Raw genomic sequence first — 24,693 nt, forward strand, 5'->3', positions numbered from 1 at the left:
AGGCAGATTTCGACGAGCGGCTGGCGAGGATCGCGTCCGACCCGCGGCAGTGGGTGACGTTCATCGAGCAGGTCGCCGCGTTCGGCGCCCGCTACAGCCTCGGCAACCAACTGTTGCTGCTGATGCAGGCCGAGGAGCGCGGGATCACCCCGCAGTTCTTCCTGCCCTACGGCAACCGGGACAAGAACACCGGCTGGTTCAAGCACAGCCGGCAGGTGCGTAAGGGTGAGACGTCATTCAAGATCTGGGCGCCGATCAGACGCCGTCCCACTGAGGAGCAGGCGGCCGAGTGGGAAGCGGCCGGCCGTAAGTTTCGCCGTGACCCGGGCGGTCGCCCGTCGATCCAGGTCGTGGGATTCCGGCTGGAGTCCACGTTCGACGTGTCACAGACCGACGGGGAACCGTTCGAGCCGCCCAGCGTGCAACGTCTGCGCCGGCAGCGCATGTCCAGCGCCGGCGCGCCGCAGCTGCTGGCGGGGGACGATCCGACCGACGCGTTCGACGACATGGTCAAGCTGATCAAAGACGCCGGGTACAGCTTCGAACTCGATGTGCCTGGTAGCCGGTACCTGGGCGACGCGAACGGGGTGACAGTCGGCGGGGACGTGATGCTGGTCAAGGTCCGCAGCGACGTTGGCACCGCGCAGCGGCTCAAGACCACGGTGCACGAGCTGGCGCACATCCGCTGCGATCACCGCACCGGCGCCCGAGTCGGTGAAGACCTGCACCGCGGCCGGGCCGAGACCGAAGCGGAAAGCGTCGCGCACATCGTGTGCAAGGCCCTCGGCCTCGATTCCGCGCCGTACAGCGACGCCTACGTGATGGGCTGGGCCGACGGTGACATGGACCTGGTCGCGCAGTGCGCGCAAACGGTGCTGCGGGTCGCCAAGCAGATCCTCACCGATCTCACCCCGGAGCGCGCCGACGCCGACACGGATCCGGGCGCCGACGATGCGGCCGAACCGATGGCCGGTATGGCGATCGCCGCGTCCTGATCTGGCGGCGTCGTCGAGGCCGTCACTGGAGCCCACCCCAGCCGCGTGGCGTTGCGGCCCGGCTGGGTTGTCACACGCACACCCGTCCCGACGCGCGACGACACCGCCGCCGCCCGCCGGTGGCGGTGCTGTCGCGCGCCCCGATTCAGAAAGGGCGCCACCGATGAGAATCATCCTTCCGCTGGTGCTGCTGTTCGACCACAACGCCGAGGCATGGGCGCACAAGCGTGGCATCGCCGAAATCGACGCCTACGACGACTTCACCGCGCTGCTGGACCACGCCGTCACCGACGGCACCATCGCCGCCGCACTCGACACAGCGCTGCCGCTGCTACGCGGCCACATCACCGCACACCCCGTTGAGGAGGTGGACAGCACCACGCGTGAGGACCTGCTGCGTCGGCTGCAGGAATCCCTGGCCGCCGACCAGGATCAGGCACTCCTCGACGCGATCCGCTACCACCTCGCCACCCACCGGCGCGAGCTCGGCCGTCGCCGGCCACGATGGGTAATCTTCGGCACGATGGAGTGGGACAACGGCCACTTCCTGACCGGCACCACCGCGACGGTGTACTTCGCCAACGGCGACCACGTGCCGGTCGACTTCCACGGCTCCGGCGTCGACGAGCTGCTCACCGACATGTACGGCGCCCGCGGCCCGATGGCGGCGCTCGGCGTGGACTTGCGCGACGGGACATTGGAGTTCGACGACTACGCCGACAACGTCCCCGATCTGCTCGGCATCCCGGCCAGTCGCCACCACACCGACGGCGACTGAGCGATCTACGCAAGTGAGCCTCGCGACATGCGTGAACCGTCTCGTCACCGCGCCGGTAGGGCGCGAGCCGGAGCACAGCTCGCCACCCCATAACCAAACGGCGTCGCGGAGCCGCGACACCGTCGCCAACCCCCACGAGAGAACAGGACAACACCGTGAAATTCACCATCACCGAGGCGCTGCACGAGATGCGGCGCCTGCAGAACGTCGATGCTGGCCGACTGCGTGGCGTTGCGGTCAACTACTACCTCGACGAACTCACCGGCCTCGACCGGCTGCCCGCGCCGTGGGGCAGCCGCCTGGTCGAACTGATCGAGGCCCGCAGGGCCGGCACCATCACCGCCGACACACCGCACTACCTGGTCTACTCGGACCGGATGCCGGTGGCCTGGGCCACCGTACACGCCGCTGTGGTCACCCCCACCGTGGCGATGTCGACTGTTCAGGCCAAACACCAGCGGCAGGTCGCTGCCGTCCTGGCGGACCTGGACCGCGACATCCTGGAAGGACTGGCCGACCAGCGCGACCTACGCGAGGGCCGACCGGACACGACCGAGGCGCATCACGAGCCGCACATGGTCGGCGCGCTGCGGGTGGCACCCGCAGACGACCCGACCGCGACCCGCTGGGTCCGGCCGAGCGCGGACCTCGACGAGACCCGGGCGGACGTTGCCCGGACGCTGGGGATTTCCGCGGCCGACGCGTTGATCGTCAGCGCGGTCGGCTACGGCCATCACGGCTACCACGCCCACCGGCTGTCGCTGGAGCTGGTCTGCGCAATGCAGGCCACCGCGGCAGCCAACGACGTGTCGCTGGCCACGGTCGGCAACTGGATCGACCACGGCCTGGCGACAAACGCCGAGGCGAGCACCCTGCCGGGGCGGTTCGCCGCCGTGTACAGCGGCCGGTACACGTCCGAGGCCGACTATGCCCACCACCGGATGGACACGCAGGGCTGGACCGGCCTGCTCCGCGACAGCGGGATGGAGGCGTACTTCGACCTGCCCCGCTACGCGCGGCACCTGTTCGTCCGCGACGTGTTCGGCATCGGCCTGGACGGGGCGCATCCCTGGCGAGGCGTCGAGGTGTTTCACCGGCCGGCGGCGCTGCGCGTCGCCGTTAACGAGGCCACCAGCCGCCTGCGGCAGGCGGTCGACCGACGACGGGGCACACCTGCTGCGTGCCCTACCCCGCGCGGTGCTGCTCGGCATCGCCGCACCGCACCACGTCGCCGCGACCGGCGCGGGAGCTGCCGAGGAGTCCGGCGGGGTCCCACTGAGCGAGGCCAGCCTGATCGACACGCTGCTAACCAAGCAGTTCGGCGACACGAGCACCACCGCTAGCACCACCGCGAGCGCCATCGCAAGCAACGCGGCGAGCATCGAGTGAGCGCATGGATCCCCGTCGTCGACCCGGACGTGGTCGACGCCTTGCAGTACCTCGACGCATGGTGCTCGGCCGGCGACTCCCTCGACTGGGACATCGCCGTGATCGCCTACGACGTGCCGGCCGACATCCCCGTGCACGGCGTGCGGGTGCCGGCTGGCCTCTACACCCGGGAGGTGACCGGCGGCGGACGCCACGTCATCGCCCTGCGGTGGACCGACCGTGACGCGCTGGCCCAGCAGGTCGCCGATGTCGCAAAGCGTCATGCCGCGTACCTGCATATCGATCACGCCCGGCCCGGTTTTGTCGCGGCACACGCCGCGGAGATCGACCGGTGCGCCCGCGCCGTCCTCGCCTTGGTCGAAGCCGACGAACGTGACGGCGGGCCGCTGTATGACGCCGCGGTGCGGTGCTGGCACGACCTGCACGACCACGTCGACACCAACGACTACGTCGACGGCAACACCGGCAGCGTCGCCGTGCCGTGGGGCACCGACGCGGTCGTCGACGACCTCGGCGGCCACGAGTTCGTGACCGCCGTACAGGCACGCGTCGACGAGCTGCTGCACGAACGCGACCGCCCGCTGAGCTTCGACGAGGCCGAAGCGGCCGGCCTGGACGGGACACTGCGCGACGGCAGCGCCGAGCACACGTGGGCCAGCCTCACCCCACGGCAGCGCGCCGCACTGGGCCGGCACTGGGCCTGCACTGAGCGTGTATTGAACCCGTACCGGGGTCTGTAACTCGGCCGGGTACGCGTCAGACACCGGCTACACCCGACACCGGGTGGACATGCAAACCACGGCGATGCCCACCGACGCGGCCACCGGGGCCACTGCGGCCTGATCGGACCACCGGGCTTGCGCCCGGTTGAACCACCAGCTCCACCAGTTCCGCCAGTTCCGGCCGATGCCCGGCCAAGGACCACCCACCGCGGGCACGGCCGATGCGCCGTGCCCGCTCGACTCCTCTGGAGGAGAGCTCATGGCACCCGAGACGTTCGACGAGTACCTGGCCGCCTACGGCCGCGCCGACGGCGACTACCCGGTCATCGACCTCGATGTCGCCGACATGCAGCGCCACACCGTGGTCGTCACCTTCGCCGGCGGCGCCAAGAAGGCGATCGTGCAGTTCTTCGGCCTGGCCGCGCACACCGACGGCGAGCACCTGTGCATCGACGTGAATGCGTTCGTCGACGACCGGGCGGCCCGGTCCAGCGTGTTCGGCATGGAGAACGGCCGCCGCTTCGAAGGGTTCGCCGAGACCGCGCCCGGCCGCTCCCATGGCTGGCCCGCCGTCCGCGGCGTCAGCGTGCTCATCGGCGCCCAGACCGCACAGCCGCAGCCCGACCCGCAGTCCGAGCCGCAGTCCTGATCTTGCCCGTCCGGGCGTGGGCCAGGCCACCGGCTGCGGTCGGCCGGTCCACGCCCCTTTTCCGCCAAGGAGGCGTATCCCTCATGACCAAACCGGTCACGTTACACAACGGCTACTACCTGATCTACACGAAAGCGTGGCTCGATCAGCGCACCGGCGCACACCAGGTCGAGCACAGCGCGCAGCTGCAGGAATTCGTCCTCTGCGACGTGTTCGACGACTACCGGCCGAGCCTGGACATGGCCGCCCGGATGCGGCTGTGGTGCGCCGCGCACGGCTACCCCGTCGGCGCGGGCGGCGTGATCGAACACGACGCCGCCTGCCTCACCAAGCCGGTCACGATCGTGCTGGCCACCGTGCCGGCCGAGGTGCCGGCCGAGGCCGGCGTGCCCCGGCAAGCGCTGGCGCTGGTCAGTATCAACGGCGCCAGCCCCGACGTGTACGCCGACCGCACCACCGACGAGGGCTACTGGCTGGACGCCACCTCCATCGCGCTGTCCTGCTCCGGCGGGCACGCCTGGACCTGGGATGGTGACCGCTACCTGCACACCGCCGACGGCGCCGAAACAGACGTCAGCACCCTGTTCGGCCGCGACGCCAGCGTGATCAGCCGCTGCCACGACTGCGAAGCGTTCGACGACGGCGGCACCGAACAGATGTGTCCGTGCCCGGGTTTCGCCGTCTACTGCCCGGCCTGCGGCGAACGCTGCCAGGTCACCCTGCCCGAGGTCCCCGTCTTCGAGGAGCGCTGATGATCCAGCTGCGATTCGCGCTGCGCGACGTCCTGGCCGTGGCCGAACACGCCATCGCCGCGCCCGCTCACAAGCCGGCGTTCGCCGACACGGTGGATGGAACGACGCCGACCCCGGCGCTGTGGTTCGTCGGCGACGACGGTCTCTACCTGATGTCCAACGGCCTGCCGGGCCAGCCACACCCGGACGGCGGCGACCGGCTGCACGTGGTCTACGCCGACGGATACCGCACCGCGATGTCCAAGCACGCCATCGCCGACGAGATCGGCGGCGACGACTTTTGCGAACCGCTGTCCCTGCTCGACCCCGGCCCCGACGGTGTCACTCTGCACGCCCGGCTCACCGCCGGCGTCGCTGACGGCCTGGACCTGCTCGTCATCGACCTCGACACCACCGCAATGCAGCTCTACCTCGCCGACGCCCGGGAGGCCACCCGATGAACCTGCCCACCATGGACCCGGTCCGCCGTGCGCTCACCGAGGCCGAGCTGACCGCCATCATCGGCCGCATCGACGCCGCCGACTCCACCGCTGGCCTGCTCGCCGCAGTCGTCAGGTCGGTGTACAACACGCTGCTGGCCGAGCGCGGTCTGACCCTCACCACCCTGCCCGACGGCCACAAGATCGACCCGCGCCAGTTCCACATCCCCACCAGCCAGTGGCAGGCCATCGCCGGCGCGGTCACCGACCGGGCCGCAGCCTGGGGCACCGGCCCCGAACTGGCCATGGAACTCGTCAACGTCCTGCCGAGCAGCTACGACGACCCGGCCGCCCCGGTACCGGACACGCCCCGCACCGACCGGCGCCCCGACCTGCTGCACCTGCACATCAGCCGGGACGCGGTCGACGTCATTGCCGCCGCCACCCGGCACGTCCAGGCGCTCGCCGCCCACTACGGCCCGGCCTCGGCGGAGCACCTGACGGCCAGCATCAGCTGGCTGGCCGCCCTGTCGCGGCTGCTGTCCCTGGGCTTCGGCGCCGACACCCGCGTGCACCGCGACGGACACCTCAGCCTCCTGGCCACCACCGGCAGCGGATTCACGTACGGGCTGATCTTCCACGACGCCACCCGCCGCTGCATCGCCGGCGACGGCTGCGCCGCCACGATCGCCGACGACGGGACCGCCCATGCCCCGTGGTCCACCGCGGTGATCGCCGACCACATCCACCAGCCCAGCTTCCCGCTGGACGCACCACGACCCGGGTCCTGGTCCATGCACTCCTGACCCGCATCGGCGCGCCGCGACCTCGCCGGCCGCCCGAAAGCTCCGACCCCCTCTCTTTCGGCCGTTGCCCGGCCACGCATTCCAGGATTCCGGGCACGGCTGCTGCGCCGTGTCCGGAAACCCCCTACCGCGCAGGGAGTTCCGTCATGACGAGCACGCTGCAGCCGCATCAGATGCTGCGGATCGGCCAGCCGGTCCACGTCAACCACCGCGCCAGCTGGCTGCCCGCCACGGTCGCCTTGGTGGCCCCCCGCCACGTCGGCGTCACCTACGACACCGGCGTATCGGCCCCGCTTACCGACACCGTCCTGCCCTGGGCCGTGCGCCCCGCCGACGGCGCCCAGCTACGCGCGGCCCGGCGCGTAGCCACCGGCGATCAGGTCATCTTCGGCAGCAGCGTACGCACCGTCGCCGCCCCGCCGTGGAAGGGCCGCGACGGCTGGCTGGTGCTGCATTTCATCGACGGCGGCCAGCCCGCCCTCGTCCACCCCGGCGCCGTGCTGCGCCTGGTCGACGACACCCCGCAGGTCACCGTCAACGGCCGCCCGCTGCCCACGCACTGAACCCTCAACCGTCCATAAGAGACCGATGAGCGATGCACCAAACACCGGTGGGCCCGCCACCACACGAGACGTCGGTACACCGAGACATCGGCGTAGATCCAGCACGACAGCGTGCACATCGCGTTTGCCAGCCGCCGCGGTCGACCGACGCAAGCCTCTTTGTACACAGCCGTTGCACACAGGGCGCGGCGCGAACTGCCGCCCCCACATCGACTCCACCGGAGGACACTGATGATTCCCCTCGATGGCCCGGCCGTCGGCAGCCTTTCTGCGGCGGCGGTACCCGCCACGCTGCTGCCGCTGGTCTTCGACCCGGACACCGGCCGGCTGTTCTGGCTCGACACCGACCGGCGGCTCGTCGCCAGCCCGGTCAGCGCCGACGGCCGCACGTCCCTCGCCTTCGCGGCACCGGTCCCGCGTGCCGGCGACGACGAGCGGACCGACGTCGTGGCCACCCTGCTGCACGACATCGCCGAGTTCACCGGCCGGCCCCTACCGGTACCCGACCCCGCCCCGCCGGTCGACGGCCGCGACGAGTACATCGTGGTCTGGGTCGACAACTGCGCCTTCACCCGCACGCCGCGGCAGGCCGCCGAGCAGGCATGGCGGACAATCCGCCGTCCGGGTTCGCACGCCTGCGTGTTCCAGGTCGTCAACCGGCACACCGGCGCCCGCGTCGAGGTCGACCTCCTCGACGACGAGGACGGCACCAACGTCCCAGACGGCGGAAGCCCGTCATGACCTTCGAGGACTTCCCGGTCCGCGACGCCACCGTACGCGTCTTCGACCACAGCCACGAGCCCGACAGCGACGACGCCAGCGACATGTACGTGCTCGACGTCTTCGGCATCTCCGTGCTCGTGCGGCTGCGGACCAGCCGGGCACACCCGGCCAGCCGACCCCAGCTGTACATCCACATCGACAACGAAGCCCGGCCGCCGACAGACCTCGCGGTCGAGGTCGCCAACGGCGGCGAGACCCACCACCAGCTCTGACACGGCACCACGACCACCGACAGCGGCACTGTCCATATCGGACGGTGCCGCTGTCCCGTGTGGCGGCAACAACCTGCGCACCGGGGATCCAACCCCGGTGGAACACGAAGCTGTACCGCTCGACCCCACTGCTCGGCCAGACGGACAGCCACTGTCACCCCGTAGATCACGGAGAATTCGATGCCTCTCAAGTTCACCCTTCGCCGCAACCAGCGGCAGATGACCACGATCATGGCCAAGCACCACCTCGGCGGCTACGAGATGCTGCGGCTGCTCGCCCGGTTCCAAACCAGCGGCCTCACCGACGTCGACGGCCCCGACTGGGACACCGACCGACCGGGCGACGACCTCAGCAAGCACGCCGTCGAGCACATCATCCGCACTGCTATCGACGCATACGGCGGGGACGCCTACCTCAGCGAGGACGACCCGTTGCGCGACTACACCGCGCCCGAGGCGTGGCACATCCTCACCTGGGCCGCCGGCCAGATCCGCCGGCACTTTCCCGACACCATCGACAACGACTTCATGGACTATGAGCGCGAACTCCACGACGCGTACCTGAGCAGCCGGGGCGAGCAGGGATGACAAGCGGAGTTCAGATTCCAGCCGACCTGCTGGCCGATGTCATCGACGGGTTCGAACGCATCGGCTGCCAGTTCGAGTTCTGCAACGGCCCGACGCTGGAGCCCGAAGACATGATCACCTGCTTCCGCTGCCACACCCTGGCCAGGCTCCGGGTGCTCGTCGGTGCCGCACCACGGTTGCCGGACGAGGGCACCTGGGAGCAGCGCTACACCGACCACATGGCCCGCTACATGGCGAAGGCGACCGGGCGATGACCGCCGGGGAGTTCACCGTCGCGGACGGCCTGCTGTGGCTCGGCATCACCCCGGACATCTACGAAAAGTCCTGGGAGATCCTCCAGGGCCGGCACGGCAACCCCCTCATGTCCGCACTCCTCGACGCCAGAAAGGCGCAGGGCACCGACACCACGCCCGAGCAGGTGCTGGCCCGGCACGGCATCGATCCGACCGACCCGCTCGCCGCCGTCCGAACGTATGACCGACACGCAGCGAGGTTCGACTCATAACCAACGGCGATACCACGGGCGAGGCGCCGCGTCTGGTGGACGCGCGCACGCTCTCTCCCGAAGACAAGCGCCGACTGTCGTGGGCTTTCGCCGCCGACCGTCGTGGGCCGCGGTCGCCCGGCGCCTGCGCAGCACGGGGACGCCGCCGAAAGACGAGCGGCGAAGCCAGCCTCACCGGTGGCGTGTGGTTCGCCCACGTCGCGGCTGGCGACATCGCCGAGGCCGAGCAGGTGGCCACGACCGACGCGATCGAGAACAGCGTCTGACCCCGTCTCGACGGCCCGCCGACGACGGGCCGAGCACCAACTACCCCGATTTCGTGAGCCCGCCCGGAACCGGCCGCATCCGCCCCGGGACGGGGTCGTGTGCGCGCCGGCTCGCGGGTGAGCGTCTACCGCGCAAGGAGAGCCCGATGGCTTCCACCGACCGACCCACCATCCACATCCACAGCACCGAGGACCTGCTCGCCCTGATCCCGTTCATCCTGGGCTTCCAACCCGACACCAGCCTCGTCCTGGTCGCCATGGACCCCGCGGACCGTGGCGGCGTCCCGTTCACCGCACGAATGACCCTGCCCACCACGCCGGAGTCCGCCTCGGCGTTGCCCGCCGCACTGGACGTGGTCACCGCGCAACTCACGCCCCTGCACGGGATCAGCGTCGCGCTCGTCGGCTACGGCCCCGCCGACCCGGTCCAGAAGGCGGTCGCCGCGGCCACCGACGCCATGCAGCAGGCGGGCATCTCGATCCGAGAGACGCTGCGGGTGGCCGACGGCCGGTTCTGGCGCCTCGACGGCACCGAGCCTGCCTCCGAGCCGGTCGACGGGACCTCGTTCGACCCGACCGAAAGCCCCGTCACCGCCACCGCCGTGTACGCCGGACTGGTCGCGCTACCCGGCCGCGACGCCCTCGCCGACACCCTGGCCCCGGTCACCGGCCCCGCCCGCGACCGGATGGTCGCCGCCACCGCCATGGCCTGTGAGTTCTTTCTGGCAGTCCTGGAGGCCGCCCGCCCGGGCACCGGCGAATCCAACGGCGGCGAGTCCAACAGCGGCGAGTCCAACAGCGACACAGCCAGCGACACAGCCAGTGACACAGCCAGTGACACAGTGAGCGACCTGGACGCGGCGCTGCACACCCCGATCGGAGTCGCGCTGCAACAGGTGGCGCGCACCTACCTCAGCCAGGCGCAGGACAGCTACCGGGCCGGGCAGTCGGTCGGCGACGACCAGGCCGCCGCCCTCACCGTGCTGCTGGAACTGCCGTCGCTGCGGGACTTCGCCGCCCGGCGCACCAGCGGCGAGGAATGGCAGATCCAGATGTGGACCGACCTGGTCCGCCGGGCCCAACCGCCGTTCACCGTCGGGCCGGCCACCATGCTCGCCCTGAGCGCCCTGCAGACCGGCCGGGCAACGGTGGCCAGCATCGCCATCGACCGGGCGCTGGACGCCGACCCCGACAACCGGTTCGCCCAACTGCTCGCCCGTGCGATCGCCGCCGGCATCGACCCGGCCACCGTCCGCGCATTCGTGGCCAGGTAGCCCGAGCCCCGACGCCGCCCCTGGGTGCGCCGCCGCGGCTGGCCGGCTACCAGTGGTGCCGGCCCGCTTCCGGGTCGAACGGCAGTTCGCCGCAGCCCGGACCCAGCGGCGGCCGGTGCCCGCCTGCACCGCAGAAGCAGTCGGTCACGAAGTGCCCCACGCCGCACAGACACGGCCTCGCGCGGGCGCGGCCCGCCGTCAGCTCGTGCCCTCTCGGGCAGTGCCGCGGCGGGTCCGGGTCATCCCATTCGCGGTGCAGCCAGTACCGGTAGTCGCGGATGCGTGGATCGCGCCGCGTGCCCAGCACCACCCGGCGCAGCTGCGCCGCCCGGGTGACGTCGAGCACCTGCTCCGGCACGCCGGTCGGCGAGTACTGGCCGGACTGCCAGGTCAGCGTCACCCGCCACCAGCACACCCACGCCATCCCGCCACCGTAGTCGAACAACTGTACGACCCGCAGGGGTGTCCGGCAGTCGCCCGTCGGCCAGCAGCCGCGGCGGCCGTCCCGGGCTTCACCGATCAGTGACGCCACCCTGCGCGGGTGGCGTATCCCTTTTCCCGCAAGGAGTTGCACCGTGAACACACATGCAAGGTCCCGGGCCGCAGAGGTCCGCCCGATCGCCGAGCACGCGCTCGCCCGCGCCGAGCGCCGGCTGACCGCCGCCGACCGGCGTGCCGGCGAGCCGCGGCGCCCGGCGTTGGCCGCGCAGACCACCAGCGCCGGTGACGTCCGCGTTCACCCTGACACGCACCGCCGACGTGCCGTCTGTGCGTACCCGTGGCCGTGGCCGACCGTCGAGACCGCCGCGGTGGTCTGAGATGGCCAAGCGTTCCACCGGCAAGGGTTCCACCGGCAAGGGCGGGCCGGTCTCGCCGAACCCCGCCGACCGGCCGGCGTTTCGCCGCGATATGCAGCGCCTGGTCGACCATCTCGCCGGCACCATCACCTACCACAGCGACGACAGCCCGCGTCCCACTGGATCCGGCGAGCTGGAGCACCGGCAGGCGATCGCTGCCGCCTGGGTGTACCTGTCCAGTGTCGCGGTGTGGGCCGAGGACCACGGCCTGGTCATGCCGCTGCTGCGGACCAATCCGCGCGGTATCGTCCGCAACCGGGCCAGCAGCCTGCTGTGGCTGGGCCGGGCCTTCCAGCAACTGACCGTGCACCCGGCCACCCAGTGGCTGCTGCATCCCGGCTACAACCCGTTGCTGTGGGCTGGCACCCCGGGTCCAGGTGCGGCCAGCGACCTGATCGACTGGTGGGCCACCCAGGCACCCAGCCTCGCCTATCCGGCCAGCCGCGGGTATCCGGCCTCGATCACCGGTTGGCCGATCGGGGACCTGCTGCAGCTGCTGTCGGTGCAGCGACGTCAAGGCCATGCGCTGGTCCAGACCCCGCACTTCGTCGTCGATTTCATCCTCGACCTGACCTTGGTCCGGGCCGCCGGCACCTTCCGCGACGAGAGGCCGCTGCGGCTGATCGACCCGGCCGGCGGTACCGGAAACTTCCTCATCCGCGCGGTGGACTACCTGTGGCAGTGGTACACCACCGGCCGCGTCACCACGCGGCAGGTTCGCAGCCGCCCACCGGTCACCGGCGGCACCATCTACCCGGCACAGGCGGCGATCCGGCGCATCCTCGCCGGCGTCGACGGTGTCGACATCGACCCGCTGACCGCAGCGGTGGCCCGTCTACGCATGACTGTCTACATCGGACACCTCATGGCGCAGGCCGGGCTCATCCGGCAACCGCTGCGGCTGGCCGACATCCCCGCCTGGGTCACCCCACGCATCGCCGTCGGCGACTCCCTGCTGATCGGCACCGGCACCACCCGGTCCGAGTACGGCCGGCTCCACCCGCACTTGGTCGACCTGCCCGGCGCGGCGTTCCCACTCGACGACTTCGACTGGCCACCGGAACCCGACACCACCGGCGGCACCGAGCCGACCCCGGGCGCCGACGCCGCCTGACCACACCTCCCAGATGCCCCACACCACGCGGAAAGGAGCCGCCACACATGTCCATCGAGGACGCACTACGCACGATCCTGCACCAGGCGATCGCCGCGCATCCGGCACGCCTGGCCAGAACGCAGCCAACCAGCAGCGAGGCCGAGCAGCACCGTGCGGACGGCGCGTACCGCGCCTACCTGCGGTGCATCGCGGCAATCCTCGCCGCCCACGACGAACCCGCGCCGGGGGCGCCCGCCGGCAGCACCACACCGGGGCCGGTGCTCGACGCGCTCGACGCGGTCCTCAGCCGCGCCGCCGCCGTCGACGTCCCTGACCTCGACGCGGCACAGCGGGCGGTTCACGCTGTCGCCGCCACGCAGCCGGCGGCAGCACACCGGCCGGCGCCGCAACCCATGTCCGCGCCGATGTCCACGCCGACGCCCGCGCCGGTGTCGATGCAGGACCGGATCCTCGGCACCCTCACCGACATCGCGCAGCGCGGCGGCTGGCAGGTCAGCATCCAACCGCAGTACGCCAACACCGGCCGCGTCTACATCACCGCGGCCGGCACGTTCGCGGTGCAGGTCGAGCTGGCCTACCAGTTCGACACCGGCTCCTGGCAACACGGCGGCGACTGCGACTGCCCGCCGGCACGTCGCCTGGCGTACCTGCGGCGGCTCACCCCGCTGCTGCACCGCACCGAACTGCGGGTGATCCTGCCGCCCCCGCCCCCGCCCCCGCCCCCGCCCCCGGCCGCCGTCGGCGCCGAGACGCGGGCCGGTGAGACGACCAGCACGGTCGCCGCCCGGGTCGCTGCGGCCAGGGGCGAGGCCGTCGACCGGTGGGCCCGGTACGGCTTCGCCACCAACCACGACGCGGCCACCGGGGCGATGCGCAGCGACCTGGCCGGCCGGTGGACCGCCCAGCTCACCGCTGTGCGGGCACGCCCGGACGCGGCACGCCTGACATTCGACGACGCGGTCCAGGTCCTCGCCGTCGCGTGGACCCTCGCCGACCTGGCCGAACGGGCCGAACCCGACGAAGACGACATCGCCGAGGCCGTCGGCCTGCACGGCATCCAGCTGCTCGACGGGCAGGCGCGGTCATGAACCCTGACAACAACCCGGTCGACAACCCGGTCGACGACGTGCGCGCCGCCCGGGTCGCCCTGGCCCGGCTGGCGCTGTCCGGCGATGCGGGCGTGGATCTGGACCGGCTCGTCGCTGAGCACGGCCCCGTCGGCGCCCTCGCCCAGCTGTGCGGACACTCCCGACCGGGGCACTGCGACGTCGGCTCGCTGCGACGCGCCGCCGTGCGCGAGGCGGCCTCGGCCGAGGCGCGGGTGGTCATCCCCGAAGACGCGCAGTGGCCGTCCGCGTTGGCCGACCATACCGGCACGCCAACCCCACACCCGTCGGGTGCGCCGCTGTGCCTGTGGGTGCGCGGCGAGCCTGCGCTGTCCACGGCGGTGCACCGCGCGGTCGCGGTGGTCGGCTCGCGGGCCGCCACCGAATACGGCGTGTACGTCGCCGGGCAGCTCGGTCACGACCTGACGGTCGCGGGGTGGACCGTCGCGGTCACCAGCGGGTACGGCGTGGCCGCTGCTGCCCTGCGCGGTGCGCTCGCCGCCGGCGGCACTCCCGTGGCGGTCCTGCCCGCCGGCATCGACCGGCTCTACCCGTCCGGCAACGCCAACCTGCTCGACCAGGTGGCCGCGCACGGGCTGCTGGTCAGCCCATGGCCGCCCGGCACCCACCCCACCCGTGACCGTTTCGCCGCCACCGGGCGGCTGCTGGCCACCCTGGCCGCCGGCACGGTGCTGGTGGAAGCCGCCCCGCGCAGCGGCGCGCTCGGCGTGCTGGCCTACACCATCACGCTGGGCCGCCCGGCGATGGTGGTCCCCGGCCCGGTCACGTCCGCGGTGTCCGCCGGCGCCCATCTGGCACTGCGTGAGCATCGGCAGGCACGACTCGTCCGCGACGCCGCGGACGTGCTCGCCGAGTTGGCCCAGGCAGCCGCCGAGTAGCGGCCCGCGCTACCGAACACCCACGCCGGCCGACCCTGGCCGCGCGCCGACCCATCCCCGTTCGCGGGCGGCGGCGCCGGGCGGGCGCCAGGTGCCGCCGCCCGCGACCAACCCTTCACTCATTAGGAGCACCTCGATGAAGGCTGAGGTCGCGTACACGCCGCTGCTGGCCGCGGCGCGGGCGCTCAAGCCCTACAGCACACCCGCCAACACGCTGCCGCGCTGGCGCGCCAGCAGCCGACTGCTGCACCTGCACGCCGACGGTCACACCGTCACCATGACCGCCAGCACCGGCGACGAGACCGCCACCGTGGCGCTGCCCGGCGCGGTCCCCGACAGTAGCCACGACGGCGGCTGCGCCCTGCCACCCGAAGCATTGATCAACGCGTTGGCGGTCATCAAGCCGGCCGGCAGGGCGGCTGCCCGGGCCACCGTCACCATGGACCACCACGCCGACCGGCTTCACCTGACCGTCGCAGACGGTCCGACCATCGACCTGGACACCGCGACCCCACCGGAGCCTGCGCCGGCAATCCCGGCTGCCGTCGGGCAACTGGTCACCGAGGGCGGGGTTGTTGGCTGGTGCGACCTCGTCGCCGGGGCGGCCACCGCGGCCAGCCGCGAACCGGCCCGACGGGAGCTGGCCGTGGTGCGGCTGCACCGCGACTACCCGCGCACGGTGCTGGTGGTGGAGGCCACCGATACCCGCCGCGTGCACCGCGGCATCTGGCGCGGCCCGGGCAGTGATCTGGGAAGAGACCTGGGAACTGAGCCGATGGATGTGCGGATCCCGGTGGAGGCGGCCGTCCGGGCGGTGCGGCTGCTGCGCGCGCTCGACCCGACCGGACACCTCCGTGTCCGCGCCGACGACCGGCTGGTGACTTGGCGCACCGATCGGGTACACGTGTCCGCCCGCATCGGCGGCGGGCAGTTCCCGGACCTGGAGAAGCTACGCGAAGACGTGCTCGACGACGCCACCACGCGGTTCACCGTCGAGCGCACCGCCCTGCTGTCCGTGCTGGACACCGCGCACCGGCTCACCGCACCGGCCCGGCAGCCGCGGATCCGCCTCGAACGCCCCGACCCCGGGGTCCTGGACGTGGTGGTCCTCAGCCCGGCGGGCACCGCTGTGTACACCGGGCAGCTGCCCGTCACCGCCGCGTCCGGCCCGACGTATCACATGCTGCTCAATCCGGTGTTCGTCCGCGACGCGGTCGGGTTCCTCGACGGCGACACCGTCACCGTGCACAGCAGCCCCGACTGGTTGCCGACCTACCTGGCCGGTGCCCGCCGGCACGCCATCGTCATGCGGGTCCGCGGCTGACAACCGCCCCGGACCACCCAGGCGCTGGCGCGGGAACCGGCCGCTGCCCGCACGCGGCATCCCGCGGGTGGGCCGTCTCCGCCATTTGCACCGCCGTCATCGCGTCGCGTCGCGCCGCCGGTGTCGGCCGGCGACGCGACGTGTGCGGCATCCACACCAAGAACAGGAGCGCACCATGCTGTACGAACTGCCCGACGGCCCAGAAATCCACGTGGTCGGCCCCGACGACGAGGCGGTGTGGACCGCGCTGGGCGTCGCCGCCGGCGACCGGCGCGCTGTCATCATCGGCGCCCCGGCGGCGCCGGGACAGGCCACCGTCATCGTCGGCACCGTCGCCGACTTCGCCGCCTGGCTCGACCCGGTCACCGGCCGCATCCCCGCGGCGCAGCCCACGGGCGGCGTTGGTGACGAGCCCACCGTGGTCGGCGTGGACGCCGACCCGCCACCGGTGGCCGAGCTGGTCACGCTGCCGCACACCGGCATCCAGGTCCCGGACCCGACCCTGCGGGTGTCCTCACTACGCCAGCTGCCCACACCGGACGGGGTCGCCTACACCGCCACCCTGCGGCAAGGCCGCACCCCGGTCGGGACCATCCACAACGAAGGCAACGGCGGGGCCACCAACTACAGCCCTGTTGCCGGATCGCCGTTCGGGCCAAGGGAACTGGCCGCGTTCGTCGCCGCCAGCCGCACCGCCGACGGCCAGCCGATCAGCGACGAGAACCTCCTCGAAGACTGGGTCACCGAGTTCGAGCACGACAAGGAAGTCACCGCGGCGGTCCGGCTCGGCCGCAGCCCGCTGCGGCTGCGGTCCCCGCTCAGCGTCGTCGACACCTTCTACGACGAGCACTTCGACGACGTGTATTTCACCGCCCGGCACCTCACCGCGGCGAAGGTCAACACCGCGGCCGACCGCGCGGCCCTGACCGCCGAACTGCTGCGGATCCCCATCGAGGCGGGGCAGTGGTGGCAGCTGTGGACCGGACAACAGTGGGAAGATCTGACCCCGCCGCCCTCGCGCCAGCCCGGGTCGAGGCAGTGACGGGCCGGCGTCGCCGGTTCGCCGCGACCCGGCCGGACCCGACAACCCAGGTGAAGGCGCCCCGGCAGCCAGCGCTGCCGGCCGGGCAGCTGCGGGCCATGGTGCTGGCACACCTGCGCGCCCACCCGCACCTGGACTTCACCGACACCGACCTGGCGAACGTCTTCAACCGGCCACAGTCGCGTGGGGCGATCCGAGTCATCTGCAAAACGCTGATGGCGCAAGGACTCGCCGTCCAAACCAGGCAGCGACCGCAGCGCTACCGCGCCGCCCCGGACGGGTCCGCGCAACCCCAGGCTGCCGCCCTCCCACCGCCCCATTCCACATAGGACACGGCAGCGGTGTGGGCGCATCGCCCACCGTAACCACGTAGGTCGCCTGTTCCGCACCGGTCCTCCGGGCGGTCGGGCGCCGGCACATCCGTTCACCGCGTGTGCTGGCGCCCTCGGGTGCCGGCACACGCCCGCACCCGAAGGAGACAGACACATGTTCACCATCTCATCCGTCCACAACGGACGGCCCTTCCGTGTCGGAGCCGGCCGCGGGTGGCGGCCATGAACACCCCGACCACGGCCCTGACCACCGATCCGGCCTCTGACCCGACCACAGCCCCGGCCGCCGATCTGGCCGACGCTGCTGCCGCACCGCGGCGGGCGCCGCACTCCCGCACCGCTCGGGTCGCCATGGGCATCCTGCTGGCCGTCGTCGGGGTGTTGCTGGCCGTGGTGATCTGTACCCCGATCGCGTTGTCCAGCCAGGACCTCATCGACTGGGCTGCCGCACCGACCGGGCTGGGCCTACCCGACCCGTGGCCGGTGCTGGTCTTCGTCGCGCTCGATGCCGCAGCCGGCGTGTGCGTGCTGCTGACCGTGTACTGTGCCTGGCGGGCCGAGCCCGCCGGCGTGTTCGGTGTGCTGGTGTGGTGCTTCGCGCTCGGGTCGGCGTTTGCCAACTTCCGGCACAGCAGCACCCCCGACGCGGCGCCGGACGCGATCTGGTTCTTCCCACTGATGTCTGTGGCCGGCCCGGCGTTGCTGGAGGCCGTCCTCGGCCGGTTCCGGCGCTGGTTCCAACGCGACACCGGCCGGCGCGGGCGGCAGCTTCCCGCCTTCGGCTGGCGGCGCTGGACCCCCGGCCTCGGTGCGCTGCGTGACACCTACGGCGCCTACCGCACCGCGCTGCTGCTGGGCATCGACACCGTCGACGCCGCGATCGCCGCCTACCACCGACTGTGCCCCGACGGATCGCTGCGGGTCGCCGCCGCCCTGCGTGCCCGCCACGCCGCCCAATTCGCCGCCCAGGTCGTCGACCAGCTCGCCGACCCGCCGGCCGCCGCGGCGTTGCCGGCCGACATCATGCGGCGCATCCCCGTCGACCCCGCCGCGTACCAGCGGTGGCTGCGGGTGTGGGCCGACCTGCGCGACGGCGCCACCGATCTCGCCGAGCTCGCCCAGCGGCACGGCTTCAGCCCACGGCAGATCCAGTGGGTACGCCGGGCCGGTCAGGCCGGGCTGCTCAACTCGACCACCCCACCCGCCGTTCGGCTGGTGGAGCTTTCCACAACGGCCAACCACCGCCCATCCGGCAACGGACTCAGTAGCGGAATCAGCGGCGGACTCGGCAACGGCGGGTAGGCCGCCATGCCGGGCCGATCGAGCCGCTGCGAAAGGGAGCTGATGATGGAGGAGCAGAAACATTCGGATGCACCGGTGCGGCCGGTGCCGGCTGCCGCCACGTCGACCGGTACGACCGGCGTCGACTGGTCGCCGGAGCAGCATGGTTTGATGTCGGTGTATCCGGGATCGCTGTGGCAGCGCGACAACCGGGACGCAACGGTGACGTACGCGGTGGTGGTGCCGCCGAAGCTGCGACCCGGCTGGGACGGCGGACCATGGCGCGATGACGAGCTGTGGCTCGTCTGCGTGCCGGCGGACACCGTCGCCGCGCGGACCATCCTGGACAAGCCGCACCGGGTGACCTGGATCCTTGACCGCGTCGGCGTCGAGCGTGATACCGACACCGCGGAGGAGTACGACACCCTCGGCTTCGGCCGGTCGACCGTGCTGCACCGGGGGCCGGTTCCGTCCGGCTTGCGCAGCGCCACGCACGACGGTCCCTGCTGACCATTGCGACGGGTTAGCCACCGGCCCGTGGAAGCGGGCCGGTGCGACCCGGCGACCTACGCCCGGTCGGGACGAGGCCCGCTGCGGGTGGCCTACGCCCGTGCGGGGTGCGCAGACTGGAACGATGCCGGCCGCGACCCGCCACCACGGAAGTGCCACCCACGATCCTCGTGGGGCGGCCCGGTGCTCGACCGGCACGGACACACGCCGATGAGCACAATGCTGGGCAGCGGGATGGGCAGTGGGCTGGCCACTGTGGTGGCCGCCGCCGGCCTCGCCGTGCTCGCCGGGCCGTGGCTGCGCGGCCTCGTCTTCGCCCACACCGTCCCCTACGGCACGCCGCCGCGTAGCCGCTGCCCGACCTGCGGGCAGCCGGTCGTCGCGGTGGCGTTGCGTGGCCTGGTCGCGGTCGGGCCGCTCAACGGCCGCTGCCCGAACTGTTCCTGGCAGGTCGGCCCGCCCGTGGCCGCGGTGGAGGTTCTGGCCGCGCTGGTCCTGGCCGTGCTCGCCATACGGGCGCCGTCAGGGTGGGTCTTGGCCGCCTGGTGCTGGGCCGGGCTGCTCGGGGTGGCCCTCGCCCTCATCGACGCCGCGGTGTACCGGCTGCCGGACATCCTCACCACCGCCGCGGCCACCGGCAGCGCGACGCTGCTCACGGTCGCGGCCGTGACCACCGGCGAGCTGTCCACGCTCGCGTCCGCCGGGCTGGGCGCCGCCGGCCTGGGCGTGTTCTACCTCGTCCTCGTCATCGTCCCCGGCGCGGGGATGGGCCGCGGCGACGCGCAACTCGCGGTCGTCATCGGCGGCTGCCTCGGCTGGCTCGGACCGACGGTCGTCGTCACCGCCACCGTCGCGGCCGTGCTGCTGGCCGCCGGGCACGTCCTCGCCGGGCTGGCCGCTGGCCGCCTGGGCCGCCGCGACACCGTGCCGTTCGGCCCGTTCATGCTCATCGGCGCCCTCGTCGCCGTCGCGTCCGCCACCGCCAGCTAGCGCCAGCGGCCGTACCCCGGGCTACGCCCGTCGGCCCGCACAGCACCAACTCGGCAGCAGCGCCGCTGAACGTCGACCGCCGATCATCCGGCGCGCACAGGCGCGCCCTTTTGTCATTTCCGCACCCATTTCCGCCGTCATCGGCGCGCACCGGCGCGCCCTTTTTGTGTTTTCGGAGGCTTTCATGCCCATCCACACGACCCTACGCAAGTTGATGCACAACCTGACGCACAAGGTGGTACCGCGATGACCCGCAAGGCGTTGACCGGCATCATCGCCACGATTGTCGGTCTCGTGGTGGCCTGCGCCGCCGGCGGGGTGCTGCTGTTCGGCGGCGGCGTAGCGTCCGGCTGCACGATGCCGCTGCCCAGCGGCGCCGTGTCGCTGTCCGCCCCGGCCGGCGGTTGGCGGCCGGTCGGCCGGTTCGACTCCGAACAGGTCGGCCATGCCGGCACCATCGCCGCGGTCGGTGCCCAGATGGGCGTACCGATCCGCGGCTGGATCATCGCGGTGGCCACCGCGATCCAGGAGTCCGACCTGCGCAACGTGACCGGTGGCCCGGACGATTCGATCGGGCTGTTCCAGCAACGGCCCAGCCAAGGCTGGGGCACACCGGAGCAACTTCGCGACCCGGTCTACGTGTCCGGCAAGTTTTACGAGAAGTTGCTGACCGTCCCGGGATGGCAGCAGATGCCGTTGACCGAAGCCGCGCAGGCCGTTCAGCGCAGCGCCTATCCCGATGCGTACGCACGACATGAGGGCGACGCCACCCTTTTGGTCAACTCGGTGTCCGGCCTCGGCGGCGCATCCGGGGCGCCACTACTGAACTGCGGCGCCGCCGCCGGCCCGTGGACGCAGCCGGTGCTGGCCCCGGTCGTGTCCGCGTTCCGCACCGCCGAACGCCCCACCCACCACGGCGTCGACCTCGGCGCCGGACGCGGCACCCCGATCCGGGCCGCCGCCGCCGGCACCGTGACCGTGGTGCGGTGCAACATCGTGCCGGCCAGCCACGGCTGCGACGTCGACGGATCGCCGAACGTGCGCGGCTGCGGCTGGTACGTCGACATCGAACACGCAGGCGGTGTCGTCACCCGCTACTGCCACATGCTCACCCATCCGTACGTCCAACTAGGACAGACCGTGGCCGTGGGTGACATCATTGGTGTGGTCGGGTCGTCGGGCAACTCGTCAGGTCCACATTTGCACTATGAAGTGCATCTGGGAGGCGACCATTCATCACAAAGCGCCACAGATCCCGTTCTGTTCATGGCGCAAATGTGCGCTCCGCTGGGTCTGGTGGATCCGCCGCCGAACTGCCAACCGACCAGCACCGGTTGACGATGAGAACCCGTCAGCCGGCGCGTCCACCATATCTGACCCCGGTAGCCCGGAGATAGTTGTCCAGCGGAGACCGAGCACTGTCCGTGGATCTTGAGCAATGTCTGCGCAATCGTCCGGCGATCATGGGCAGGACGACATCCGGGGCGGTTTGTGGGCGATGGCGTCGGCGACGCCGTGGTGTGGCTGCCGGGCCATGCGTGTCTGACCCAGCTACCTGGAAGTCCAGCGGCCCGGCACGTCCCGCGACCTGGACGGGGGAGGTGACCACTACCGGCGGCGTCCCCTGCTCAAGGTCAAGGACAGGGTCACGGCTCGGACCGCCCATACATGGCAGGTACCGTCGAACACTCTTCCATGCTCATCATCATCCGCAGTGGACAGGCAGCGCTGCCAGTAGCATCACTCTCGTGTCACGAGAGTCGGTCGATGTCCGCGACGGCCATGCCGGTGGTCATCAAGGGAACCTGCGCCACAACCTCGGCCTTCGGGTTCAGGACACTGGTTGGTCCCCAGCCGATGCGGGACTCATCGCGTGCGCCGGTGACGTCAGCTGACACGAGCCACATCCCGGTTTCTCGCACACGCTCGGCCCGGATGGCGTGGTGCTGGTCCTTCCAGCGCAGCGCGGCGGCGCGGCGCATCATGTTCTGCGCCGGCACGAGCAGCAACTCAGCGCCCTGCCCGGCGACCTGCGTTGCGGCCTGCGGAAACTGCGTGTCGTAGCAGATGTTGATGCCGAATCTGACATCACGCACCACGAACGTCGGGTAGGCGTCGCCGCTGTCGAACAGGGACTCTCCGGGCACGAGGTGGGTCTTGCGATAAGCACCAACGAGCCGGCCCCGCGTGACGACGACCGCGGTGTTGAAGTATCTGCCACCGTTCTGCTCGATGACGCCGAACACGATCGTCTGACCGACCCCGGCCGACTGCTGCAACACCGAGGCGAACCGCGCAGAGTCCAGGCCGAGCGCCTGCTCGCGCAGATGTTGCTCCTCGATGAGATAGCCCTGCAGAAAGCATTCCGGGAACACCAGCAGATGCACACCGCGGGTGTCAGCCTCGGCCGCGTAGCGATTGATACACGACAGCGCCGCGTCGATCTTGCTCAGGAACTCAGGTGTCTGGCACGCACCGACCCGCAACCGCCCTCGCACGCCGCGATCATAAGACGCGGTCACCGTCCTCGGTGCGGGCGTTCAGCCGCACGGCGGCGCTTCACACGGCTACGTGCCGGCCGGTGCCTAACTGCCGGCGGAACTTGCCGAGGAAGCGGAAGAAGTGTGGGTCGAACCGCGTCGCGTCGGCATGGCGAAATTCCGCCGGCGACCACCACCGTAGGCCGTGGAACTCGCCGTGGTCCGGTGTCATGGTCTGCTGCCGGCAGGCGTGGAGGACGAACCACAGACTCACATCGGTGTGGCCGGCATCGACGCCGACGGTGCGGGTGACGGTCAGGAACGCGGGCTGCTCGTCCAGGGTGGTGTCCTCGCCAGTGAGGCCGAGTTCCTCGGCCGCTTCACGTCGAGCCGTGTGCGCCGGGTGTTCGTCGACTTCGACATGACCGCCGGGCGGTAGCCACAACCCGGCGTTGATGTGGTCCACCAGCAGGATGTGAGGTCCCCCCGGTTTCACGGAGTCTTCTGATCATGGTCTGATGACCATGGAGAGGACGATCTGTGGCACCACCGAAGAAGTACCCGGATGAGTTGAAGGCTCGTGCGGTGCGGCTGTATCGGGAATCCGACCCGAAGCCGACGATCCGCAAGCTGGCCGAGCAGCTCGGCGTGCACCATGAGGCGTTGCGGAACTGGATCCGTCAGGACCAGGCCGACCGGGGCGAGCGCGATGGCCAGCCGACCACGGAGATGGTCGAGGAGAACCGGCGGCTGCGCAAAGAGGTTGCTGAGCTGCGGCGGGTCAACGAGATCTTGCGAGCGGCCAGCAGTTATTTCGCGTCGGAGCTGTGCGCCACGTAGCGCTGATTGATCGAGGAGGGTGAGAGACCTTCCCGCCGGGCCGTCGTAGCGGCCTGGTTGAAGCCTGAGGGCAGCCTGATCCGCGCAGTGGCGGTGAGGGTAGCAAGCGGCCCTGGCGAAGGCGATGGCGTGCCGGGACTGCCAGACGGTGCGGGCTCGTCGAGGCGAGGCCAGAAGGTGTAACGCGAGTGAACCAGTGTTTGACGCTCCGTAACAGCGAAGCCGGCTCCAATCTGGTGGATATGGGCCGGTGTGCAGCGCACGACCAGCACGATTCTGGTGCCGGTCGACTCCGAAGCCGTTTAGCTCCGGCGGTGGGGAGGCCATGGTGAAGGTCTGCGGCGTAGCCGTGGCGATGCTGCCGGGGTATAGCTGGGCGCCTCCCTGGCTGATCGATGGTTGGTGAACGTGGGAACCGACCGGCGTCCGCCGTGACATTGTCCATCCAGGACGGTGGAACGGCAGGTGTGTTGCCACTGACGGGTGGCCGGTCGGGGCGGAGGCCTCGTAGTAGTCGCGGGTGTGACGACCCGCCTCGGGGTCCGGGAAAGCCGGACGCAGGGCGAAGGGGGCCAGCAAGTCACGCAGTGCGGATGCTGGAATGCCAGGAGGGATGTCGCCGGTGAACACCGACGATCCGGAATTGGCCCTGTTGCGGGCTGAGGATCGGGTACTGGAGATCCAGACCAAGCTGCACCGTTGGGCTCGTGATGATCCTCATCGCCAGTTCGGCGACCTGTTTAACCTCGTCACCGATCCCGCGTTCCTGTTGGTGGCGTGGGATCGGGTGCGGGGCAACAAGGGTGCCAAGACTGCCGGGGTGGACGGTCGCACCGCGCTGTCCATCGTGCTGCGCGTCGGCGTCGAGGAGTTCCTCGACGGGTTGCGGGCCTCGTTGAAGGACCGTAAGTTCCGACCGCTGCCGGTCCGGGAACGGATGATCCCGAAACCGGGCGGGAAGTTGCGCCGGTTGGGGATCGCCACGATCACCGACCGGGTGGTCCAGGCATCCGTGAAGCTGGTGTTGGAGCCGATCTTCGAGGCGGACTGTGCGCCACGAGGCGCTGATTTCACCGGGTGAGGTGCGAGACCTCACCGGGCTCCTGTCGCAGCAGGGGTTCAGAAGCTGGGGGCAGCCTGATCCGGGAGGTGCCGGGGAGGGTGGGAGCAGCCCTGACAACGTAGCGGAGACGCGGTACTGCCAGACGTGTCGG

General features: G+C 71.1%; 32 protein-coding genes. 29 read left to right on the forward strand and 3 right to left on the reverse strand.

Going from position 1 to position 24,693, the window contains the following annotated elements:
* From Vau01_RS47810 to Vau01_RS47885, 16 genes are all read left to right on the forward strand, one after another.
* Nucleotides 1-995 (forward strand): ArdC family protein (locus Vau01_RS47810; RefSeq protein WP_204007454.1); only part of this gene is annotated, 995 nt, incomplete at its 5' end.
* A 163-nt stretch (nucleotides 996-1,158) separates the two neighbouring features.
* On the forward strand, nucleotides 1,159-1,773 hold the full coding sequence (locus tag Vau01_RS47815; protein WP_204007456.1) for a hypothetical protein: 615 nt from the start codon (nucleotides 1,159-1,161) through the stop codon (nucleotides 1,771-1,773).
* A gap of 155 nt (nucleotides 1,774-1,928) precedes the next feature.
* A complete protein-coding gene (locus tag Vau01_RS47820) occupies nucleotides 1,929-3,116 on the forward strand; it encodes a hypothetical protein (protein ID WP_204007458.1) in 1,188 nt (395 codons plus the stop codon).
* Nucleotides 3,117-3,158: 42 nt separating this feature from the next.
* Nucleotides 3,159-3,902: a hypothetical protein gene (locus tag Vau01_RS47825; protein WP_204007460.1), complete on the forward strand. Its 744-nt coding sequence runs from the start codon at nucleotides 3,159-3,161 to the stop codon at nucleotides 3,900-3,902.
* Nucleotides 3,903-4,143: 241 nt separating this feature from the next.
* On the forward strand, nucleotides 4,144-4,533 hold the full coding sequence (locus tag Vau01_RS47830) for a hypothetical protein (protein ID WP_204007462.1): 390 nt from the start codon (nucleotides 4,144-4,146) through the stop codon (nucleotides 4,531-4,533).
* An 83-nt stretch (nucleotides 4,534-4,616) separates the two neighbouring features.
* Complete coding sequence (locus tag Vau01_RS47835; RefSeq protein WP_204007464.1) at nucleotides 4,617-5,285, forward strand: hypothetical protein; 669 nt, start codon at nucleotides 4,617-4,619, stop codon at nucleotides 5,283-5,285.
* On the forward strand, nucleotides 5,285-5,725 hold the full coding sequence (locus Vau01_RS47840; protein WP_204007466.1) for a DUF3085 domain-containing protein: 441 nt from the start codon (nucleotides 5,285-5,287) through the stop codon (nucleotides 5,723-5,725). Before Vau01_RS47835 ends, Vau01_RS47840 begins: the two co-directional genes overlap by 1 nt.
* Entirely contained in the window at nucleotides 5,722-6,510 is a 789-nt protein-coding gene (locus Vau01_RS47845; RefSeq protein ID WP_204007468.1) for a hypothetical protein, read from the forward strand. The genes Vau01_RS47840 and Vau01_RS47845 overlap by 4 nt, the downstream gene beginning before the upstream one ends.
* A 146-nt stretch (nucleotides 6,511-6,656) precedes the next feature.
* On the forward strand, nucleotides 6,657-7,073 hold the full coding sequence (locus Vau01_RS47850; protein WP_204007470.1) for a hypothetical protein: 417 nt from the start codon (nucleotides 6,657-6,659) through the stop codon (nucleotides 7,071-7,073).
* A gap of 231 nt (nucleotides 7,074-7,304) precedes the next feature.
* Nucleotides 7,305-7,814, forward strand: a complete 510-nt coding sequence (locus tag Vau01_RS47855; protein ID WP_204007472.1) for a hypothetical protein — start codon at nucleotides 7,305-7,307, stop codon at nucleotides 7,812-7,814.
* Complete coding sequence (locus Vau01_RS47860; protein WP_204007474.1) at nucleotides 7,811-8,068, forward strand: hypothetical protein; 258 nt, start codon at nucleotides 7,811-7,813, stop codon at nucleotides 8,066-8,068. Before Vau01_RS47855 ends, Vau01_RS47860 begins: the two co-directional genes overlap by 4 nt.
* Nucleotides 8,069-8,248: 180 nt before the next feature.
* A complete protein-coding gene (locus Vau01_RS47865; RefSeq protein WP_204007476.1) occupies nucleotides 8,249-8,656 on the forward strand; it encodes a hypothetical protein in 408 nt (135 codons plus the stop codon).
* Nucleotides 8,653-8,910, forward strand: coding sequence for a hypothetical protein (locus Vau01_RS47870; RefSeq protein ID WP_204007477.1), 258 nt, complete (start codon nucleotides 8,653-8,655; stop codon nucleotides 8,908-8,910). Before Vau01_RS47865 ends, Vau01_RS47870 begins: the two co-directional genes overlap by 4 nt.
* Entirely contained in the window at nucleotides 8,907-9,161 is a 255-nt protein-coding gene (locus Vau01_RS47875) for a hypothetical protein (protein WP_204007478.1), read from the forward strand. The genes Vau01_RS47870 and Vau01_RS47875 overlap by 4 nt, the downstream gene beginning before the upstream one ends.
* A gap of 35 nt (nucleotides 9,162-9,196) precedes the next feature.
* Nucleotides 9,197-9,427, forward strand: a complete 231-nt coding sequence (locus Vau01_RS47880) for a hypothetical protein (protein ID WP_204007479.1) — start codon at nucleotides 9,197-9,199, stop codon at nucleotides 9,425-9,427.
* A gap of 146 nt (nucleotides 9,428-9,573) precedes the next feature.
* Nucleotides 9,574-10,701, forward strand: a complete 1,128-nt coding sequence (locus Vau01_RS47885; RefSeq protein WP_204007480.1) for a DUF4192 domain-containing protein — start codon at nucleotides 9,574-9,576, stop codon at nucleotides 10,699-10,701.
* 46 nt (nucleotides 10,702-10,747) lie between these two features.
* Here Vau01_RS47885 and Vau01_RS47890 read toward each other — a convergent pair whose 3' ends face one another.
* On the reverse strand, nucleotides 10,748-11,125 hold the full coding sequence (locus tag Vau01_RS47890; RefSeq protein ID WP_204007481.1) for a hypothetical protein: 378 nt from the start codon (nucleotides 11,123-11,125) through the stop codon (nucleotides 10,748-10,750).
* Nucleotides 11,126-11,276: 151 nt separating this feature from the next.
* Here Vau01_RS47890 and Vau01_RS47895 point away from each other — a divergent pair, with 151 nt between their 5' ends.
* From Vau01_RS47895 to Vau01_RS47945, 11 genes are all read left to right on the forward strand, one after another.
* Nucleotides 11,277-11,519: a hypothetical protein gene (locus Vau01_RS47895; RefSeq protein ID WP_204007482.1), complete on the forward strand. Its 243-nt coding sequence runs from the start codon at nucleotides 11,277-11,279 to the stop codon at nucleotides 11,517-11,519.
* 1 nt (nucleotide 11,520) lies between these two features.
* Nucleotides 11,521-12,672 (forward strand): DNA methyltransferase family protein, encoded by a 1,152-nt coding sequence (locus Vau01_RS47900; RefSeq protein ID WP_204007483.1) that lies wholly within the window; start codon nucleotides 11,521-11,523, stop codon nucleotides 12,670-12,672.
* Nucleotides 12,673-12,719: 47 nt separating this feature from the next.
* A complete protein-coding gene (locus Vau01_RS47905) occupies nucleotides 12,720-13,763 on the forward strand; it encodes a magnesium chelatase subunit ChlI family protein (RefSeq protein ID WP_204007485.1) in 1,044 nt (347 codons plus the stop codon).
* Nucleotides 13,760-14,680: a DNA-processing protein DprA gene (locus tag Vau01_RS47910; RefSeq protein WP_204007487.1), complete on the forward strand. Its 921-nt coding sequence runs from the start codon at nucleotides 13,760-13,762 to the stop codon at nucleotides 14,678-14,680. The genes Vau01_RS47905 and Vau01_RS47910 overlap by 4 nt, the downstream gene beginning before the upstream one ends.
* Nucleotides 14,681-14,816: 136 nt before the next feature.
* Nucleotides 14,817-16,004 carry a hypothetical protein gene (locus Vau01_RS47915; RefSeq protein WP_204007489.1) on the forward strand — a complete coding sequence of 396 codons (1,188 nt, stop codon included), beginning with the start codon at nucleotides 14,817-14,819 and terminating at the stop codon, nucleotides 16,002-16,004.
* A 175-nt stretch (nucleotides 16,005-16,179) separates the two neighbouring features.
* The gene (locus Vau01_RS47920) at nucleotides 16,180-17,046 is read left to right on the forward strand and encodes a hypothetical protein (protein ID WP_204007491.1); all 867 of its coding nucleotides are present in this window, start codon (nucleotides 16,180-16,182) and stop codon (nucleotides 17,044-17,046) included.
* On the forward strand, nucleotides 17,043-17,375 hold the full coding sequence (locus Vau01_RS47925; RefSeq protein WP_204007493.1) for a hypothetical protein: 333 nt from the start codon (nucleotides 17,043-17,045) through the stop codon (nucleotides 17,373-17,375). The genes Vau01_RS47920 and Vau01_RS47925 overlap by 4 nt, the downstream gene beginning before the upstream one ends.
* A gap of 225 nt (nucleotides 17,376-17,600) precedes the next feature.
* Nucleotides 17,601-18,680 (forward strand): hypothetical protein, encoded by a 1,080-nt coding sequence (locus tag Vau01_RS47930; protein ID WP_204007495.1) that lies wholly within the window; start codon nucleotides 17,601-17,603, stop codon nucleotides 18,678-18,680.
* Nucleotides 18,681-18,725: 45 nt separating this feature from the next.
* Complete coding sequence (locus tag Vau01_RS47935; protein WP_204007497.1) at nucleotides 18,726-19,169, forward strand: hypothetical protein; 444 nt, start codon at nucleotides 18,726-18,728, stop codon at nucleotides 19,167-19,169.
* 210 nt (nucleotides 19,170-19,379) lie between these two features.
* Entirely contained in the window at nucleotides 19,380-20,159 is a 780-nt protein-coding gene (locus tag Vau01_RS47940) for a prepilin peptidase (RefSeq protein WP_204007499.1), read from the forward strand.
* 246 nt (nucleotides 20,160-20,405) lie between these two features.
* A complete protein-coding gene (locus Vau01_RS47945; protein ID WP_204007501.1) occupies nucleotides 20,406-21,497 on the forward strand; it encodes a M23 family metallopeptidase in 1,092 nt (363 codons plus the stop codon).
* Between the two features lie 413 nt (nucleotides 21,498-21,910).
* On the opposite strand, the gene Vau01_RS47950 is transcribed toward Vau01_RS47945, so the two are convergent.
* Together Vau01_RS47950 and Vau01_RS47955 are read right to left on the reverse strand one after the other, a co-directional pair.
* Nucleotides 21,911-22,657, reverse strand: a complete 747-nt coding sequence (locus Vau01_RS47950) for a carbon-nitrogen hydrolase family protein (protein ID WP_239152489.1) — start codon at nucleotides 22,655-22,657, stop codon at nucleotides 21,911-21,913.
* A gap of 61 nt (nucleotides 22,658-22,718) precedes the next feature.
* Entirely contained in the window at nucleotides 22,719-23,135 is a 417-nt protein-coding gene (locus Vau01_RS47955) for an NUDIX domain-containing protein (protein WP_204007503.1), read from the reverse strand.
* A gap of 44 nt (nucleotides 23,136-23,179) precedes the next feature.
* Between Vau01_RS47955 and Vau01_RS47960 the strand changes: the two genes are divergently transcribed.
* Both Vau01_RS47960 and Vau01_RS47965 read left to right on the forward strand, forming a co-directional pair.
* On the forward strand, nucleotides 23,180-23,479 hold the full coding sequence (locus tag Vau01_RS47960; protein ID WP_204007505.1) for a transposase: 300 nt from the start codon (nucleotides 23,180-23,182) through the stop codon (nucleotides 23,477-23,479).
* A 622-nt stretch (nucleotides 23,480-24,101) separates the two neighbouring features.
* On the forward strand, nucleotides 24,102-24,560 hold the full coding sequence (locus Vau01_RS47965; protein ID WP_239152491.1) for a reverse transcriptase family protein: 459 nt from the start codon (nucleotides 24,102-24,104) through the stop codon (nucleotides 24,558-24,560).
* The last annotated feature ends 133 nt before the right edge of the window (nucleotides 24,561-24,693 follow it).

The organism is Virgisporangium aurantiacum, from assembly GCF_016863635.1.
GTDB lineage: Bacteria > Actinomycetota > Actinomycetes > Mycobacteriales > Micromonosporaceae > Virgisporangium > Virgisporangium aurantiacum.

What these genes read in the sequence shown, in the direction of transcription:
- Vau01_RS47815 (WP_204007456.1), top strand. Translation starts at nt 1,159, where the DNA reads ATGAGAATCATCCTTCCGCTGGTGCTGCTGTTCGACCACAACGCCGAG.
- Vau01_RS47830 (WP_204007462.1), top strand. Translation starts at nt 4,144, where the DNA reads ATGGCACCCGAGACGTTCGACGAGTACCTGGCCGCCTACGGCCGCGCC.
- Vau01_RS47835 (WP_204007464.1), top strand. Translation starts at nt 4,617, where the DNA reads ATGACCAAACCGGTCACGTTACACAACGGCTACTACCTGATCTACACG.
- Vau01_RS47840 (WP_204007466.1), top strand. Translation starts at nt 5,285, where the DNA reads ATGATCCAGCTGCGATTCGCGCTGCGCGACGTCCTGGCCGTGGCCGAA.
- Vau01_RS47845 (WP_204007468.1), top strand. Translation starts at nt 5,722, where the DNA reads ATGAACCTGCCCACCATGGACCCGGTCCGCCGTGCGCTCACCGAGGCC.
- Vau01_RS47850 (WP_204007470.1), top strand. Translation starts at nt 6,657, where the DNA reads ATGACGAGCACGCTGCAGCCGCATCAGATGCTGCGGATCGGCCAGCCG.
- Vau01_RS47855 (WP_204007472.1), top strand. Translation starts at nt 7,305, where the DNA reads ATGATTCCCCTCGATGGCCCGGCCGTCGGCAGCCTTTCTGCGGCGGCG.
- Vau01_RS47860 (WP_204007474.1), top strand. Translation starts at nt 7,811, where the DNA reads ATGACCTTCGAGGACTTCCCGGTCCGCGACGCCACCGTACGCGTCTTC.
- Vau01_RS47865 (WP_204007476.1), top strand. Translation starts at nt 8,249, where the DNA reads ATGCCTCTCAAGTTCACCCTTCGCCGCAACCAGCGGCAGATGACCACG.
- Vau01_RS47870 (WP_204007477.1), top strand. Translation starts at nt 8,653, where the DNA reads ATGACAAGCGGAGTTCAGATTCCAGCCGACCTGCTGGCCGATGTCATC.
- Vau01_RS47875 (WP_204007478.1), top strand. Translation starts at nt 8,907, where the DNA reads ATGACCGCCGGGGAGTTCACCGTCGCGGACGGCCTGCTGTGGCTCGGC.
- Vau01_RS47885 (WP_204007480.1), top strand. Translation starts at nt 9,574, where the DNA reads ATGGCTTCCACCGACCGACCCACCATCCACATCCACAGCACCGAGGAC.
- Vau01_RS47890 (WP_204007481.1), bottom strand. Translation starts at nt 11,125, where the DNA reads ATGGCGTGGGTGTGCTGGTGGCGGGTGACGCTGACCTGGCAGTCCGGC.
- Vau01_RS47900 (WP_204007483.1), top strand. Translation starts at nt 11,521, where the DNA reads ATGGCCAAGCGTTCCACCGGCAAGGGTTCCACCGGCAAGGGCGGGCCG.
- Vau01_RS47905 (WP_204007485.1), top strand. Translation starts at nt 12,720, where the DNA reads ATGTCCATCGAGGACGCACTACGCACGATCCTGCACCAGGCGATCGCC.
- Vau01_RS47910 (WP_204007487.1), top strand. Translation starts at nt 13,760, where the DNA reads ATGAACCCTGACAACAACCCGGTCGACAACCCGGTCGACGACGTGCGC.
- Vau01_RS47915 (WP_204007489.1), top strand. Translation starts at nt 14,817, where the DNA reads ATGAAGGCTGAGGTCGCGTACACGCCGCTGCTGGCCGCGGCGCGGGCG.
- Vau01_RS47920 (WP_204007491.1), top strand. Translation starts at nt 16,180, where the DNA reads ATGCTGTACGAACTGCCCGACGGCCCAGAAATCCACGTGGTCGGCCCC.
- Vau01_RS47930 (WP_204007495.1), top strand. Translation starts at nt 17,601, where the DNA reads ATGAACACCCCGACCACGGCCCTGACCACCGATCCGGCCTCTGACCCG.
- Vau01_RS47935 (WP_204007497.1), top strand. Translation starts at nt 18,726, where the DNA reads ATGGAGGAGCAGAAACATTCGGATGCACCGGTGCGGCCGGTGCCGGCT.
- Vau01_RS47940 (WP_204007499.1), top strand. Translation starts at nt 19,380, where the DNA reads ATGAGCACAATGCTGGGCAGCGGGATGGGCAGTGGGCTGGCCACTGTG.
- Vau01_RS47945 (WP_204007501.1), top strand. Translation starts at nt 20,406, where the DNA reads ATGACCCGCAAGGCGTTGACCGGCATCATCGCCACGATTGTCGGTCTC.